Source organism: Lentibacillus populi, assembly GCA_014642895.1.
Lineage (GTDB): Bacteria > Bacillota > Bacilli > Bacillales > Amphibacillaceae > Lentibacillus_C > Lentibacillus_C populi.
This window is the reverse complement of record BMJD01000008.1, coordinates 12,899-28,243: the sequence shown is the minus strand read 5'-3', so window position 1 is coordinate 28,243 and position 15,345 is coordinate 12,899. Positions and strand designations below refer to the sequence as shown.

The window sequence follows — 15,345 nt, the reverse complement described above, 5'->3', positions numbered from 1 at the left end:
CATTAACATGACGAGGAACTAACTCTCGTGATAGGATTAGATTAATGATGAAAGAGGGGGAATTTTTGATGAAGACGTTGACGGAAAAACTGCAAATAACCATCCCCATTGTTCAAGCTGGGATGGCCGGAGGAATTACAACGCCAGAGCTTGTAGCGGCGGTTGCGAATGTTGGAGCGCTTGGAACAATCGGTGCAGGTTATATGAGTTCAACCGCATTGAAAAAGGAGATAAGACAAGTCAAGAACTTAACGAAGAAGCCTTTTGCTGTTAATTTGTTTGCAACGAATTTGGAAGCATTCGCTACGGATACAAGTGAAATGCAAGGTGTACTAAATCAATTCAGAGATAAACTCGAAATAAAACACGGAGAAAGAGCTGTAAAGGTTCATGATTATTTACAGGAGAAGGTAGAGCTAATCCTGGAAGAAAATGTTCCAGTTGTCAGCACGGCATTTGGGGTATTGCCATCGGTTTTGATAGAAGAGCTAAAGCGGAATCAGGTAACATTACTCGGAATGGCAACGAACGTGGAGGAAGCGAATCAACTAGTTGATGCTGGATATGATATCATTGTTGCGCAGGGCCATGAAGCTGGCGGCCATCGGGGAACGTTTAATGTCGAAAAATATAAAGGTGGCTGTAACATTGGACTGGTTGTTTTAGTGCAGGAATTAGTATCCACCCTTACTGTTCCCGTCATTGCTGCTGGTGGGATACATGCAAAGAATCAGGTTGATGCGCTGTTGGAAATGGGAGCAGCAGGTGTTCAATTAGGTACACGGTTTTTAGTAGCGAAAGAAGCTGGAACAAATCGTGCATATCGGCAAGCACTCCTGAAGGCGCAGGGTGAGGATACTGTTATTACAAAGGCGTTTTCCGGACGGCCAGCGCGGGCAATTCATAACCGCTTCATTGAAGAAGTGGAAAAGAGTCAGGTCGAGACATTACCGTTTCCGATTCAAAACGAGCTGACGAAGGATGTGCGCAGTGCTGCGAAGGAATTTGCTGTTTCTGCCTATCAGTCACTTTGGGCAGGTCAAGGTGTTGGCGCGATTGAAAAAGAAGAAACAGCTGCAGCAATTATTCATGCTTTGGATCAAGATCAATGATGATTGTGGACAAGGCCTGTCCTACGATCGAGCGCGCGAGAAACCCGATGGAGTCCGCGGAAAACCCGATGGAGCGCGCGAAAAACCCGATGGAGCCCGCGGAAACTCTAATCGAGCGCATAAGAAACCCGATCGAGCGCGCGAAAAACCCGATGGAGTCCGCGGAAACCCTGATCGAACGCACAAAAAACCCGATGGAGCGCGCGAAAGACCCGATGGAGCGCGCGAAAGACCCGATGGAGCGCGCGAAAGACCCAATCGAGCGCGCGAAAAAACCGATCGAACGCACAAAAAACCCGGTGGAGCCCGCAGAAACCCCGATCGAGCGCATAAAAAACCCGATCGGCTTTCGACAAAATTCGGGAAGTGTGCCACTTATACGGCACTCTGTCACTCCCCCCTCCAAATCTATTGCTGCAGGCTATAGTGCTCCTTTACCTGTTCCCGTAATTGCCGTTTGAGAAATTTTCCTACTGATGTTTTCGGTATTTCATCAAAAAATAGTATATCGTCGGGAACCCAGAATTTCGCAAATTGTGGACGTAAAAATTCCAGCAGTTCCGCTTTTCCAACGGAGTCTCTATACCCTTCATGCAGAACGACGCAGGCAATCGGGCGTTCCTGCCATTTTTTATCTGGAATGGCAATTACACTGGCTTCAAAAACGGCATCGTGTGCCATCAGGGCATTCTCAAGCTCTACCGATGAAATCCACTCCCCGCCGCTTTTGATCAAATCCTTAGTCCGGTCGACTATTTTGATTGTCCCTTCCTCATCGACGGTCACGACATCTCCGGTATGGAACCAGCCGTCAGTAAAGGCATTCTCGCTTCGTTCGTCTTTGTAATATTCACTGGCAATCCACGGGCCGCGCAGGCATAGTTCGCCCATTTCCTGATTATCCCATGCTACCTCACCATCATTGCCGATAATTTTCATTTCCAATCCTGGAACAAGGATACCTTGCCTGGATCGTTCCTCCAGTTTTTCATCATCACTTAGGTCCTGCTGGTAGCTTTTTAGGCGGGAAAAGGTTACCAGTGGTGTTGTTTCCGTCGCACCATAGGCATGATAAAATGGAATCTTGTATTTTTTCTCAAATGCTTGGATTAAACCTTTTGGTGCGGCTGCTCCACCACAAAGTACCGCTCGCAAACTCGATGTATCATAATTCCCTTGTTCCAACTCCTTTAGTAGCCCCAGCCAGATTGTCGGTACCCCAGCCGTGATGGTCACCTTGAACTTTTCGATGAATTCAGCAAGTCGTTTTGGTGTGAATCGCGGTCCTGGCATGACTTGAGTTGAACCGAACCAGGTACAAGCAAACGGAGTCCCCCAGGCATTTACGTGGAATTGCGGCACAACAGCCATCGATACGTCTGATTCGGAAATAGCAGCAGTATCAGCAAGTCCCAGGGCAAAGCTGTGCAACACAATGCCGCGGTGGGTATATAGGACACCCTTAGGCTTACCGGTTGTCGCGGATGTATAGCACATTCCGGCCGGATCATTTTCGTTGATGTCAGCAGCAAATGGGAAGGCTGGATCTCCGGTATGAAGTAATTCTTCATAGGAATACAATGGATGTAGGGATGATTCCGGGAGTTCTGCTTTATCGGTCATCACAACAAATGCTTCAACTGTTTTGAGCTGACCCTGAATTTTTTCGATGAGAGGCAAAATATCTTCATCGATCAACAGAACCTTGTCTTCGGCGTGATTAATAATGTAGATGATATGTTCAGGTGAGAGCCGAATATTAATCGTGTGCAAAACAGAACCAATACCAGGTGCGGCAAAATAAATTTCCAAGTGCCTGTGATGGTTCCAAGCAAGTGTACCAACCCGGTCGCCTTTTTGGACACCTAATTCCGCTAATACACTCATTAACTTACGTGTTCTTTTGCCGATCTCGGTGTACGTTAGAGTGTGGAGCTTGTCATGCGTTTGCGAAATCACCTGCTTCTTGGCAAAAAATTTCTCAGCACGCTCGAGCAAAGATCCTACTGTTAATGGGGTTTGCATCATAACCAACCATCTCCCTTTATTATTTAATTAGACCTTATACCTATAATATCACAAGATTGCAAACGTTTTCACAAAATTGTTCTTTTTAATGAAACTATATGAAAGGCATTGCCGAATTAGTCATGCTAAAATAGTTACAATGAGAGGCAGGTTTTCAAATGGACAGACAGCAGCATGACTTCACACAGGGAAATATCCTGAAACAGCTGATCACTTTTTCCGGGCCAATTATGCTGACAAACCTATTGCAGACATCTTACCAATTTGCTGATAGTTTATGGGTCGGAAATTTACTTGGGGCAAACGCACTTGGGTCTGTTGCTGTTTCCAGTACCATTATTTTTACGATTTTGTCCTTTATTATCGGCTTGAATAATGCCGCATTAACAATTCTGTCGCAGCAAAAAGGCCGTGATAATGCAGAAGGACTGAGGCGTTATCTTAATGCTTTTGTTATCATCTTAACACTGTTAGCCGTTTTGCTGGGAACAGCCGGCTTCGTGTTGGCTGAGCCGCTGCTGCATCTGTTAGGAACTCCTGCAAGCATGATGGCATCAGCAAAAGCCTATTTGCAAATTAATTTTCTTGGGATATTATTTTTGTTTGGCTATAACTTTATTAGTACCGTGCTTCGGGCGTTAGGAGATAGTAAGACCCCATTGCGTTTCGTTCTGATTGCCGTTATTCTGAACATCGTGCTTGATCCATTGTTCATTAGTGGATTTGGCTTAGGTGTAGAAGGTGCTGCATATGCTACGGTGACATCGCAAGGGTTAGCATTTTTGTACGGGATTGGTTATGTATTGTATCGAAAACTTGCCCCATTTAGTATCCCTGCACTTCCAAGCAAGCAGGAAGTCGCCTTAATCCTAAACCTCGGCATTCCATCCGGTTTGCAGATGGCGGTTATTTCGGCTGGTGTGGCAGCGATTATGAGTGTTGTCACGGGATTTGGCGAGGATGTTGTTGCCGGTTTCAGTGCAGCACAGCGGCTGGATAGCTTGCTGATGCTGCCGGCACACGCCCTGGGAACATCAGTAAGCAGTATGGCCGGGCAAAATATCGGCATCCGAAACTGGTCTCGTGTAAGCAGCATTGCCAAATATGGAGTTCTATACAACTTTTCTGTTATGCTGTTGGTAGGAATATTGGTTCTGTTTCTAGCAAAATATGGTGTAAGGCTATTTATAGATGATCCGGAAGCTGTTGATTTTGGCACGAAATACTTGCAAATTGTGGCATTATGCTATCCGTTTCTTGGCATAAATTTTATCTTAAATGGAATTGTTCGCGCTGCAGGTGCCATGTATCAGGTGCTTGCATTAAACGTCATTTCCTTATGGATCCTGCGCTATCCTTTGGCAGCAATTGGTGCAACTATTTTTGGAGACACAGGAATTGCAATGGGCATGGGGGCAAGCTTTTTGACTAGCAGTCTATTCGCGTATCTATATTATCGTTATGGAAAATGGCGGGAAAAAAAGTTATTCACAAAACGTGAAAATACCTAGTGTTTATGCACAAGCTGTGGATAACGCTGTGCATAACCGCTATATTTTGTAGGGATTGATAAAATTCGACACAAAATATAGAATTAGTCTGTGGATAACCTATGAAACTAGTATGTCGATCTAATGAAAGGCGAAGCAAAATGAAACGAAACGTGAAGAAAGCTATCAAGCAAGCACTCCTTATTTTAACCGTACTATGCGGGATTTTTATTTTCATATCCGTCGTATCGATTAAACATAATGATACGGATTTTCAAATAGACCGCTCGCTGATTAGTGAACAGGTTATTGCGTATGAGCCGCTTATTGAAAAATATGCTAAGAAATATGAAGTGACAGATTATCAAGATGTATTACTGGCAATGATGATGCAGGAATCCGGTGGACGGGGAAATGACCCAATGCAGGCCTCGGAAAGTTATTGCGGAAAAGTAGGCTGTATTGACGACCCCGAGCTTTCGATTAAACAAGGTGTCTATTACTTTTCACAAACAATTGATGCAGCAGGCGGTGATGTCGAATTAGCCATCCAGTCCTATAATTTTGGCAGAGGCTTTATTGACTATGTGAAAAATAATGCCGGATCATATACACAAGAAGCGGCAATTGACTTTTCCAAAAAAATGTATAAAAATGCTGAAGACAAATCGATTTATACTTGTTTGCGTCAGGAGGCGAAACAGTATAATGCCTGCTATGGGGATATTTACTATGTTCGTGATGTGATGAAATATAAGGAAGCGCTGGATGATCAACAAAAATAGGGTGAGAAGTGATAAAATAAAGGAAATGAAATATATAAGGAGGCATAAATAATGGTAAAAGCTATTCAGACAGAAAACGCACCAGCGGCCATTGGGCCATATTCACAGGCGATTAAGGCGGGGGATTTCGTCTATGTTTCGGGGCAAATTCCGATTAACCCTGCTACAGGTGATGTGGAACAGGGGATAGAAAAACAGACCAAACAGGTGCTGAAAAATCTTCAGGCCATTCTAACAGAGGCAGGAGCAGATTTCTCGCAGGTAGTCAAATTCACGATTTACCTTGCATCCATGGATAACTTTGCAACCGTAAATGAAATTTATGGAAGCTATTTGCAAGAACCGTATCCTGCACGAGCGACCGTCGAAGTGAGTCGTCTTCCTAAAGATGTGCTTGTAGAAATGGACGTAGTTGCGTATTTAAAGTAACGGAAGGATGTAAGTTATTGAATAATTTCACGTATTATAACCCAACAAAATTGATATTTGGTAAAGGTCAATTAGATGCACTGCCAGTAGAAGTTGCCAAATATGGAAAGAAAGTTTTGCTTGTTTATGGCGGTGGCAGCATTAAGCGCAACGGTATCTATGACAATGTTATCAATAAATTACAAGAGATCAACGCAGACGTTTATGAACTGGCTGGTGTTGAGCCGAATCCACGTATATCAACGGTTCGTAAAGGCGTCAAGATTTGTAAGGACATGGAAATTGAATTTGTTCTAGCGGTTGGCGGCGGCAGTACGATTGACTGCACGAAGGCAATTGCCGTTGGGGCAAAGACAGATGTCGATATGTGGGATATCGTGACGAAGAAGGAGCAAGCAATAGAAGCACTGCCCTTTGGAACGGTATTGACCATTGCGGCAACTGGGTCAGAAATGAATGCCGGATCGGTCATCACGAACTGGGAATTAAACGAAAAGCATGGCTGGGGCACACCCTTTACATTTCCTAAATTCTCCATCTTGGATCCAACACATACGTTTTCATTGCCGCGTGAACAAACGGTTTACGGAATAGTTGATATGATGTCACATGTTTTAGAACACTATTTCCATCATACAGCTAATACACCAATACAGGATCGCTTTTGTGAAGCAATTTTGCGTACCGTAATGGAAACAGCTCCAAAGCTCTTGCAGGACCTGGAGAATTATGCGTATCGTGAAACGGTTATGTTAAGCGGAACTTTAGCATTAAATGGTATGCTGAACATGGGTTACCAAGGCGATTGGGCTACACATAATTTGGAACATGCTGTATCTGCTGTGCATGACATTCCGCATGGTGGCGGCTTGGCTATTTTGTTCCCGCATTGGATGATGCATGTGCTGGATGAGAATGTTGCACGGTTTAAGCAACTAGCTGTACGTGTGTTTGATGTAAACACTTCTGGCAAATCAGATCGTCAAGCAGCGGTTGAAGGAATTGAAAAGCTGCGGGAATTCTGGTCTTCCATTGGTGCACCAGCACATCTTGCCGAATATGCAATTGATCAAAGTTCGATCGAAGTAATGGCGGACAAAACCGTCATAGCTCGTCCTGAGTACGGGAAATTTGCAAGGTTAACAAGAGAAGATTCCGTTGCGATTTTTAAAGCTGCATTATAGGAAAAAGCAGGGTACTCAAAAAAGAACTAGCTGTTAGTAGTAAACAGCTAGTTCTTTTTTTATGGTTTCCCTTATTTTATCCAAGCATTCTTCCGGGGTCTTTGCATAAACCTTTTTCCCATTTACGAGTGCATATGGTCTAACCCGGCATAATCCGCAATGCAATAGGCATTCACTAATGACAACAGAAGCCTCGGGAAATTCAGCTTCAATAATCCCTTCTATATCTAACGTGGTAATCGCATTTCCGTCACAAACATCGATAACGACAATACCCACTGTTATCACTTTCTTTCTATAAGTTAGACTGTGTCAGTTGTAGCATATCCAGAAAAGCAATTCAATATTTTTGCGTCAATGACCGTTATGGCATCAAAGAATTTCCCCATAAAAATAATAAATTCCCGGATACATAATTGTAGTATAATACGTTCAAAGGGGAGGGCATGCGATGCTTACTGAAAAGCAGTTAAACGATATTAAAAAATTGCAACACGAATGTGAAGCGGATGAACAATTTCAATTAAAATTAAACTGGGAAATGCTCCAGAATCGTTCCAGCAATGAAAATCTCGATTTTTTCCACTATATAAATAATGAACTTGTTGGCTTTCTTGGGCTGTACGGATTTGGTACGAAAATCGAGGTATGTGGCATGGTGAAACCAGAATACCGAAGACAAGGAATTTTTACAAAACTATTTCACGATGCTTTAGATGTCATTAGCGAAGGTGATTATAAAACGATACTGCTTAATTCACCTGCAAATTCTGTATCAGGAAGGGAATTTGTGATGAACCAATTCTGTATATATGCAATGACCGAGCACCAAATGCAATACGATGAGAAACAAAGCGGCGATTTTAAAATGACAGATAAAGGCTTAGTACTTCGAAACGCAGGGCCAGAAGATTTTGCCGAAGAGGTTCGTTTGGATATCAGCTGTTTCGGTTTTGAAGAAGAGGAGGCAAAGCTGTATAATGAACGGATCAAAAAAGATAAAGATCAGGAATTTTATATAATTGATTTAGACGGAATTGTAATTGGCAAGATCAGAGTTGCTCATCATAACGATGAGGCCTGGATTTTTGGGTATTGTATTGCTCCGGAGCACCAGGGTAAGGGGTATGGAAAACAGATCTTGCTAAAGGTCATTAAACAGGAAAGAGAAAAAGGCTATCCCCTTTTTCTGGAGGTAGAGACAAAAAACGATCATGCGCTTAAACTTTATGAGACATGTGGTTTCAGGTCCTATCAATCGCAGGATTATTATACGTTGGCAAGGTAATGCTATCAAGAAAACGTTGATTCAAGTACAAATTCATCCATCAAAAACGGACAGCTAAGGAAAAGCTATCCGTTTTTATAAGATGTGTTATCACATTCCATCCTTCTTAAAATGCAATGCCCTAGGAATTCTTGGACTATACTGAAAAGTCAGTACTCGTTTTATTTTTTATGGTTTTTTTGAAAGGATTCTTTCATTGGTCTTTAAGATGCTGAACTTAAGTTATAAAGAAGTAGTGAACAGAGCATCAACAAAATTGTAACCACACCAGCTGTAAATGGAAGTAAATAATTTTGTGGCACAAGCTGGGATAGTGGACGCCTTTCTCTTTCGGTCATTCGGCTGAAAATATGTTGAAAGCTGTAAAAGACAACATCAAAAAAGCGACCTTTCATTACATAACCCGCCATTGATATCAGGATAAGAATAGAACCAATGATAAAAGAAACATTTATGTAGGATAAAAGATCAATCCGTTTGTAAAAGATGATGGAGAAGAAAAGTATTAATAATTGGGATATACCAATCCAAATCAAAAATTTTTTTAACATAATTATCGACGTCCTTTAATAAAATATTTAAGAGAAAGGATAGAAACCTTTACATGATGCTCGTATGCCGTAGCTAAGTCATCTGCTATGACCATTATATCACTAGTACAGCATAAAAAATCATGGTTTATAATTATTAGGCTTGTGTTTTTCTATATATCTATTATTTTGCCATCGATTGGCTAATACATGACATACATTATCCATAAATTAGAGAAAGATGGTGCCGGTTAGGTTTCTTAAAAATACACCCGTGGCAAAATCAGATACAAATAGGATGAAATTTGGTAATTTGTAAAAAAGGAACTAGTAAAAGAACAATACATCTTAAAGTGTATCAATAAAATAATTAGGACTAAAGTCATAATTTTTTTCGAGTAAAGGTGCAATTCCAAAACCGTTCTAGTTCCTTTAACACAGGGCGATTGCATGGGAAAATGACAAAAATATTACACAAAATAACTATTGGATTACTTTAAATGAAATTAAAAAAACAATTTACAATTAAAAATATTATTGTATAATGAAAAATGTAGTGTAAAAAAAATACTTAAAAGGGTGGTCGAGAATGAAAAAGTCAAAATATTTTCTCATTGTTGCTTTTGTCCTAACTGTGGCAATGGTACTATCCGCTTGTGGTGGAGGTTCAGACTCAAGCAGCAGTGATAAAAGCGGAAGCAATGGTGACAAAAAAGGTTCAGAAAATAGCAACTCTTCCGGCAAGCAGGTCTTTAATATGGTCGAAACGGCAGAAATTCCAACTGGTGACCCAGCACAAGCGACGGACGCTGCCAGCTTTATTGTATTCGGACAAACCATGGAAGGGCTCTATGTTTTAGATAAAGATGATAAACCAGTTCCTGCAATCGCAGATGGAGAACCGGAAATAAGCGAGGATGGAACAGTTTATACATTTAAATTGCGTGAAGATGCAAAATGGTCTAATGGCGATCCTGTTACGGCTCACGACTTTGTGTATTCTTGGCAAAGAGCAGTAGATCCTGATACTGCATCACAATATGCATACATGTTCTCCGGAATTATTAAAAATGCTACTGAAATCATGAATGGAGAAAAAGATCCAAAAGAATTAAGTGCTGAAGCTGTCGATGATCATACATTAAAAGTAACGCTGGAACAACCAGTGGAATACCTCAGCTCATTGCTAGCATTTGGTACGTACTTACCATTAAACGAAAAATTTGTGGAAGAAAAGGGCGATAAATTCGGAACAAACAGTGACAATATGTTGGCAAATGGCCCATTTGTACTAACAGAATGGGATGGTTCCGGCTTGACTTGGAAATATGTTAAAAATGATAACTATTACGATAAAGATAATGTAAGCTTGGATGAAGTAAATGTTCAGGTTTCCAAAAAACCAAGTACGGCGGTTAATTTATTTGAAACAGACAAGGTAGACCGTACAGCGGCATTAAGTGCTGAGTATGCCAGACAGTACAAAAACGATGAAAATGCTTCTACTTTTGAAGAAGGAAGCTCATGGTACCTTAAATTTAACCAGGAACGTAATGGAAAAGCTACTCCGTTAGCAAATAAGAATATCCGAAAAGCATTAGCCATGGCGTTTGACAAAAAGTCATTTACAGAAACTGTACTGGCCAATGGATCGATTCCTAGTGATGGTTATGTACCAAGAGGTTTGGCAAACAACCCTGAAACAGATCAAGATTTCCGTGAAGAAAGCGGCGATCTAATAGGATATGATGTAGAGAAAGCAAAAGAGTATTGGCAAAAAGGTTTGAAAGAGTTAGGCGTGGATAAACTCAAACTTGATTACTTAAGTGATGATACAGAAAATGCCAAAACAACAGCCGAGTATTTCAAAAATCAGCTGGAAACTAATCTTGAGGGTTTGACAGTGGAATTGACAAATGTTCCATTTAAAGTTCGCTTAGACACAGTGACCAAACAGGATTATGATATTGTTATGCATGGTTGGGGACCGGATTACCTGGATCCAATGACATTCCTTGACCTGTACGTTACAGACGGAGGAAACAATAATACAGGTTACTCAAGTGAAAAATATGATCAACTGATTAACGATGCGAAAGTTAAATATGCAGATGACCCTGTAAAACGCTGGGAAGCAATGCTGGAAGCCGAAAAACTATTGGTACAAGAAGACACGGTAGTTGCTCCTATCTATCAGCGTGGTAGAATTACGTTGATCAAACCATATGTAAAAGGGTTAGAAGAACACTTATTTGGCCCGGATTATTCACTGAAGAATGTTACAATCGAAAAGTAAAATTTTAACAAATTAAACAAACAAATTGGAAAAGAGGGTATTTCGTTAAAGGTACTCTCTTTTCCCCATTTTTGTGCAAGTTTAATTAGAATTTTCTATTTATTCGCATATAGGAGGCAATAAGATGGCGAAGTATATTACAAAACGTATAATTTATTTGGTTATTACGTTATTTATTATAGCTTCAGCAACATTTTTTTTGATGAAGTTTTTGCCTGGGACACCATTTGAAAATGAAGAAAAATTATCCATTGAACAGCGCGAGATTTTAAATGAGAAGTACGGTTTGGATCGGCCAATCCCTGTACAATATGCGAATTATATGGCTAATATTGTGAAAGGTGATCTTGGTGTATCATTTCAATTTGATAATCAGCCTGTAACAGACCTTTTAAAAAGCCGAATTGGACCATCATTACAACTTGGTTTTCAGGCGATGTTTATCGGAACAATAATTGGTATTCTGCTTGGGGTACTAGCTGCTATGTTTCAGAATACATGGATCGATTATGGAAGTACATTTTTGGCTGTATTAGGAAAATCAATTCCATCCTTCGTATTTGCTGCTGTTTTACAATATTTTATAGGAGTTAAGCTTGAGTTACTTCCCGTTGCGTCCTGGAATGGATTTACCTCATCAATAATGCCTACCATTTCATTGGCAATCTTTCCAATTGCAACTGCAGCCCGGTTTATGAGAACTGAACTGATCGAGGTTTTAGGTTCAGACTATATAACATTGGCAAAAGCAAAAGGAAACTCAAGAATGGAAGTATCGTTCAAGCATGCTATCCGCAATGCGCTAATTCCTCTGATAACGGTACTGGGGCCTATGGCAGTTGGATTGATGACGGGTTCGATGGTTGTAGAACAAATATTTGCTATTCCAGGAATCGGTGAACAGTTTGTAAAATCCATTCAAACAAATGATTTTCCAATTATCATGGGGACAACGTTATTCTTCGCTTTCTTGCTTACGCTAATTATTTTAATAATAGATATACTATATGGAATCATTGATCCAAGGATTCGCTTGGCTGGAGGGGATAAATCATGACAAAAAGCACAGAAGAGATACAAAAACACCGATTTGAGCCCGCTCCAAAGGATAGTTTTGATAACGAGAAAATAGCCAAACCACAACTTTCATTTGCTAAAGACGCCTGGCTTCGTGTTCGAAAAAATAAAGGCGCGATAATCAGTTTGGTTATTTTGCTCATTATAGTCATAATGGCTATTATCGGGCCTCACCTTACATCGCATGACGGTTATGAGCAAGATGTCAGTAGATCTAATCTTCCACCAAGAATTCCTGTTTTAGAGGATTGGGGCATATTTGACGGCAGCCAGGAAATCGGTGGTGTAGAGACAAATAAATATAAAGATATGAATATAGATGAATATTACTGGTTTGGAACAGACAGTCTTGGACGGGATTTGTTTACCCGGACTTGGTTGGGGACAAGGGTGTCACTATATATAGCCCTTTTAGCAGCACTTATCGATATGTTAATTGGTGTGATTTACGGGTTAGTGTCAGGATTTAAAGGTGGTAGAGTTGATAATGTGATGCAACGAATATTGGAAATTATGTCTGGGATTCCAAACCTGATCGTTGTTATTTTAATGCTGTTAATCTTGAACCCGGGTATACTGTCGATCACAATTGCCATGGTTATAACGGGTTGGATCGGAATGGCCAGGGTTGTGCGAGGACAAGTATTAAAATTGAAAAACCAGGAGTATATACTCGCCTCGAGAACATTAGGGGCTAAGAACGGTAGATTACTGTTCAAACATTTATTACCAAATTTATCAGGAGTTATTATTATAAACACGATGTTTACGATTCCAAGTGCCATTTTCTTTGAAGCCTTTCTAAGCTTTATTGGAATCGGATTGCAAGCGCCGGAAGCGTCTCTGGGTACATTGATTGAGGATGGATATAAAACGTTTCAATTTTTACCTCATTTAATGATTATTCCGTGTATTGTTATCAGTATTATCTTAATAACATGTAATTTAATTGGTGATGGACTACGTGATGCATTTGATCCGAAAATGCGTGATTAAAGTTGAGGTGAAGCGAAATGAAAAAATTATTGGAAGTTAAAGATCTTAATATATCGTTCCATACATTTGCTGGTGAAGTGCAGGCGATCAGGGGTGTCAACTTCGATTTGTATGAAGGAGAGACACTTGCGATTGTCGGAGAATCCGGATCAGGCAAATCGGTAACAACCAAGTCGATCATGCAATTGTTGCCACCTGGTAATTCAGAAATAAAAGCAGGAGAAATTCTTTTTAATGACAAAGATATTGTTAAAGCGTCAGAAAAAGAAATGCAAAAAATCCGCGGAAAAGACATTTCGATGATCTTTCAGGATCCAATGACTTCACTTAATCCGACAATGACAATTGGAAAACAGATTATGGAGCCGCTTTTAAAGCATCGAAAGCTAAGTAAAGCAGAAGCAAAAGAACGTGCGTTAAAGCTTTTGGATTTAGTAGGAATTCCTAAACCGGAAATTCGTATTAAACAATACCCGCACCAGTTTTCAGGGGGGATGAGGCAACGTGTCGTTATTGCGATTGCACTTGCTTGCACTCCAAAAGTGTTAATTGCGGATGAACCGACTACGGCCTTGGATGTTACGATTCAAGGACAAATATTGGACTTAATGAAGGAACTTCAAAAACGTATAGAGACATCGATCATTTTTATTACACATGATCTGGGTGTTGTGGCAAATGTTGCGGATCGTGTAGCAGTTATGTACGGTGGAAAAATTGTGGAAATTGGAACAGTGGATGAAATATACTATAACCCACAGCATCCGTATACATGGGGATTAATTAGCTCCATGCCCAGCCTGGATACAACGGAGGAAGAACTGTATGTCATCCCGGGTACACCACCGGATTTGCTGAACCCGCCTAAGGGCGATGCGTTTGCTCCGAGAAACCCTTATGCAATGAAAATAGATTTGGAAGAAGAACCGCCAATGTTTAAAGTGTCGGACACGCATTATGCAGCTACATGGCTGTTACACCCTGATGCACCGAAAGTAGAACCACCTTTGGCAGTCAAAGAAAGAATGGATAAATTCCAAGAAAAACAAGCTGGTTCTTTAAATGGGGGGAAATAACATGGCGGAATTAGAAAAGCTGATCGAAGTAAAAAACCTGAAGCAGTATTTTAATGTTGGAAAACCGAAAGAAGTCCGGGCTGTAGATGGTATTTCCTTTGATATTTATAAAGGAGAAACATTAGGACTTGTTGGTGAATCAGGTTGCGGAAAGTCAACAACAGGAAGGTCGATGATCCGCTTATATAATGCAACAGATGGTGAGGTTCTGTATAGAGGAGAAAATGTTCATGGGAAAAAATCCGGTTCGCAATTAAAATCATTTAACCGAAAGATGCAAATGATTTTCCAGGATCCTTATGCATCCCTAAATCCTAGGATGAAGGTATCAGACGTTATTGCGGAAGGTATTGATATCCATGGGCTTGCCAAATCACAAAAGGAGCGTATAGAAAGGGTCTATTCGCTTTTGGAAACAGTTGGTCTGAATCGAGAGCATGCGAATCGTTTTCCACATGAATTTTCTGGAGGACAGAGGCAAAGAATAGGAATAGCAAGAGCATTAGCAGTAGAGCCTGAATTTATCATAGCGGATGAACCGATATCGGCTTTAGATGTGTCGATTCAAGCTCAAGTGGTTAATTTACTGAAAAAGTTGCAAAAGGAAAAACAGTTAACATACTTGTTTATAGCCCATGATTTATCGATGGTTAAATATATAAGTGATCGTATCGGTGTCATGTTTTTTGGTAAGTTGGTGGAACTTGCTCCTGCTGAGGATTTGTATCGTAATCCAATGCATCCCTATACACAGTCCCTGCTTTCAGCAATTCCTATTCCTGATCCTGACTATGAACGCTCACGCACCCGTAAGACGTATGAACCAAGCATGCATCACTATAAAGAAGATGATGATGTAAAAATGCGGGAGATTGCCCCTGGGCATTTTGTCAATTGTTCGGAAGCGGAGTTTAAACAATATAAAACAGAATATAAACCAAAGTAAGAAGTCAGTCCAATACGCCATTGGAATAAATCAGGTAAAACAAAAATGGACAGTTTAACATAACTGTCCATTTTTGCGTACCTAAAATAGAGAACTATTAAAGCCTAA

General features: G+C 40.6%; 15 protein-coding genes. 12 read left to right on the top strand and 3 right to left on the bottom strand.

The features are described 5' to 3' along the window. Positions 1 to 68 precede the first annotated feature (68 nt). Positions 69 to 1,112, top strand: a complete 1,044-nt coding sequence (locus tag IEX12_RS07240) for an NAD(P)H-dependent flavin oxidoreductase (protein WP_088051462.1) — start codon at positions 69 to 71, stop codon at positions 1,110 to 1,112. After that, the gene (locus tag IEX12_RS07235) at positions 1,109 to 1,573 is read left to right on the top strand and encodes a hypothetical protein (protein ID WP_188724861.1); all 465 of its coding nucleotides are present in this window, start codon (positions 1,109 to 1,111) and stop codon (positions 1,571 to 1,573) included. Before IEX12_RS07240 ends, IEX12_RS07235 begins: the two co-directional genes overlap by 4 nt. Here IEX12_RS07235 and IEX12_RS07230 read toward each other — a convergent pair. Further along, the gene (locus tag IEX12_RS07230; RefSeq protein WP_088051460.1) at positions 1,521 to 3,140 is read right to left on the bottom strand and encodes a long-chain fatty acid--CoA ligase; all 1,620 of its coding nucleotides are present in this window, start codon (positions 3,138 to 3,140) and stop codon (positions 1,521 to 1,523) included. The two genes, IEX12_RS07235 and IEX12_RS07230, sit on opposite strands and share 53 nt — an antisense overlap. A gap of 158 nt (positions 3,141 to 3,298) precedes the next feature. Here IEX12_RS07230 and IEX12_RS07225 point away from each other — a divergent pair, with 158 nt between their 5' ends. The 4 genes from IEX12_RS07225 to IEX12_RS07210 all read left to right on the top strand — a co-directional run bounded on the left by IEX12_RS07225 (position 3,299) and on the right by IEX12_RS07210 (position 7,028). Beyond that, positions 3,299 to 4,651: an MATE family efflux transporter gene (locus tag IEX12_RS07225; protein WP_088051459.1), complete on the top strand. Its 1,353-nt coding sequence runs from the start codon at positions 3,299 to 3,301 to the stop codon at positions 4,649 to 4,651. Positions 4,652 to 4,791: 140 nt separating this feature from the next. Further along, positions 4,792 to 5,415 carry a lysozyme family protein gene (locus IEX12_RS07220; RefSeq protein ID WP_088051458.1) on the top strand — a complete coding sequence of 208 codons (624 nt, stop codon included), beginning with the start codon at positions 4,792 to 4,794 and terminating at the stop codon, positions 5,413 to 5,415. Between the two features lie 51 nt (positions 5,416 to 5,466). Continuing rightward, positions 5,467 to 5,844 carry a RidA family protein gene (locus tag IEX12_RS07215; protein ID WP_088051457.1) on the top strand — a complete coding sequence of 126 codons (378 nt, stop codon included), beginning with the start codon at positions 5,467 to 5,469 and terminating at the stop codon, positions 5,842 to 5,844. A gap of 17 nt (positions 5,845 to 5,861) precedes the next feature. Beyond that, positions 5,862 to 7,028 (top strand): iron-containing alcohol dehydrogenase, encoded by a 1,167-nt coding sequence (locus IEX12_RS07210; RefSeq protein ID WP_088051456.1) that lies wholly within the window; start codon positions 5,862 to 5,864, stop codon positions 7,026 to 7,028. Between the two features lie 33 nt (positions 7,029 to 7,061). On the opposite strand, the gene IEX12_RS07205 is transcribed toward IEX12_RS07210, so the two are convergent. Beyond that, on the bottom strand, positions 7,062 to 7,307 hold the full coding sequence (locus IEX12_RS07205; RefSeq protein WP_088051455.1) for a YuzB family protein: 246 nt from the start codon (positions 7,305 to 7,307) through the stop codon (positions 7,062 to 7,064). Positions 7,308 to 7,479: 172 nt separating this feature from the next. On the opposite strand from IEX12_RS07205, the gene IEX12_RS07200 reads away from it, so the two are divergent. Then, complete coding sequence (locus IEX12_RS07200; protein WP_188724860.1) at positions 7,480 to 8,316, top strand: GNAT family N-acetyltransferase; 837 nt, start codon at positions 7,480 to 7,482, stop codon at positions 8,314 to 8,316. Between the two features lie 203 nt (positions 8,317 to 8,519). On the opposite strand, the gene IEX12_RS07195 is transcribed toward IEX12_RS07200, so the two are convergent. After that, positions 8,520 to 8,867 (bottom strand): DUF3899 domain-containing protein, encoded by a 348-nt coding sequence (locus IEX12_RS07195; RefSeq protein ID WP_102416135.1) that lies wholly within the window; start codon positions 8,865 to 8,867, stop codon positions 8,520 to 8,522. Positions 8,868 to 9,435: 568 nt separating this feature from the next. Between IEX12_RS07195 and IEX12_RS07190 the strand changes: the two genes are divergently transcribed. The 5 genes from IEX12_RS07190 (at position 9,436) to IEX12_RS07170 (ending at position 15,237) form a co-directional block, all read left to right on the top strand. Further along, positions 9,436 to 11,142, top strand: coding sequence for a peptide ABC transporter substrate-binding protein (locus IEX12_RS07190; protein WP_188724859.1), 1,707 nt, complete (start codon positions 9,436 to 9,438; stop codon positions 11,140 to 11,142). Positions 11,143 to 11,266: 124 nt separating this feature from the next. Continuing rightward, positions 11,267 to 12,199 (top strand): oligopeptide ABC transporter permease, encoded by a 933-nt coding sequence (gene opp3b, locus IEX12_RS07185; protein ID WP_102416133.1) that lies wholly within the window; start codon positions 11,267 to 11,269, stop codon positions 12,197 to 12,199. After that, positions 12,196 to 13,215, top strand: coding sequence for an oligopeptide ABC transporter permease (opp3C, locus tag IEX12_RS07180; protein ID WP_102416132.1), 1,020 nt, complete (start codon positions 12,196 to 12,198; stop codon positions 13,213 to 13,215). Before opp3b ends, opp3C begins: the two co-directional genes overlap by 4 nt. Positions 13,216 to 13,232: 17 nt before the next feature. Then, positions 13,233 to 14,291, top strand: a complete 1,059-nt coding sequence (locus IEX12_RS07175; protein ID WP_188724858.1) for an ABC transporter ATP-binding protein — start codon at positions 13,233 to 13,235, stop codon at positions 14,289 to 14,291. 1 nt (position 14,292) lies between these two features. Further along, positions 14,293 to 15,237, top strand: coding sequence for an ABC transporter ATP-binding protein (locus IEX12_RS07170; RefSeq protein ID WP_102416130.1), 945 nt, complete (start codon positions 14,293 to 14,295; stop codon positions 15,235 to 15,237). Positions 15,238 to 15,345: the final 108 nt, after the last annotated feature.

What these genes read in the sequence shown, in the direction of transcription:
- IEX12_RS07170 (WP_102416130.1), top strand. Translation starts at nt 14,293, where the DNA reads ATGGCGGAATTAGAAAAGCTGATCGAAGTAAAAAACCTGAAGCAGTAT.
- IEX12_RS07235 (WP_188724861.1), top strand. Translation starts at nt 1,109, where the DNA reads ATGATGATTGTGGACAAGGCCTGTCCTACGATCGAGCGCGCGAGAAAC.
- IEX12_RS07220 (WP_088051458.1), top strand. Translation starts at nt 4,792, where the DNA reads ATGAAACGAAACGTGAAGAAAGCTATCAAGCAAGCACTCCTTATTTTA.
- IEX12_RS07200 (WP_188724860.1), top strand. Translation starts at nt 7,480, where the DNA reads ATGCTTACTGAAAAGCAGTTAAACGATATTAAAAAATTGCAACACGAA.
- IEX12_RS07175 (WP_188724858.1), top strand. Translation starts at nt 13,233, where the DNA reads ATGAAAAAATTATTGGAAGTTAAAGATCTTAATATATCGTTCCATACA.
- IEX12_RS07190 (WP_188724859.1), top strand. Translation starts at nt 9,436, where the DNA reads ATGAAAAAGTCAAAATATTTTCTCATTGTTGCTTTTGTCCTAACTGTG.
- IEX12_RS07230 (WP_088051460.1), bottom strand. Translation starts at nt 3,140, where the DNA reads ATGATGCAAACCCCATTAACAGTAGGATCTTTGCTCGAGCGTGCTGAG.
- opp3C (WP_102416132.1), top strand. Translation starts at nt 12,196, where the DNA reads ATGACAAAAAGCACAGAAGAGATACAAAAACACCGATTTGAGCCCGCT.
- IEX12_RS07215 (WP_088051457.1), top strand. Translation starts at nt 5,467, where the DNA reads ATGGTAAAAGCTATTCAGACAGAAAACGCACCAGCGGCCATTGGGCCA.
- IEX12_RS07240 (WP_088051462.1), top strand. Translation starts at nt 69, where the DNA reads ATGAAGACGTTGACGGAAAAACTGCAAATAACCATCCCCATTGTTCAA.
- IEX12_RS07195 (WP_102416135.1), bottom strand. Translation starts at nt 8,867, where the DNA reads ATGTTAAAAAAATTTTTGATTTGGATTGGTATATCCCAATTATTAATA.
- IEX12_RS07225 (WP_088051459.1), top strand. Translation starts at nt 3,299, where the DNA reads ATGGACAGACAGCAGCATGACTTCACACAGGGAAATATCCTGAAACAG.
- opp3b (WP_102416133.1), top strand. Translation starts at nt 11,267, where the DNA reads ATGGCGAAGTATATTACAAAACGTATAATTTATTTGGTTATTACGTTA.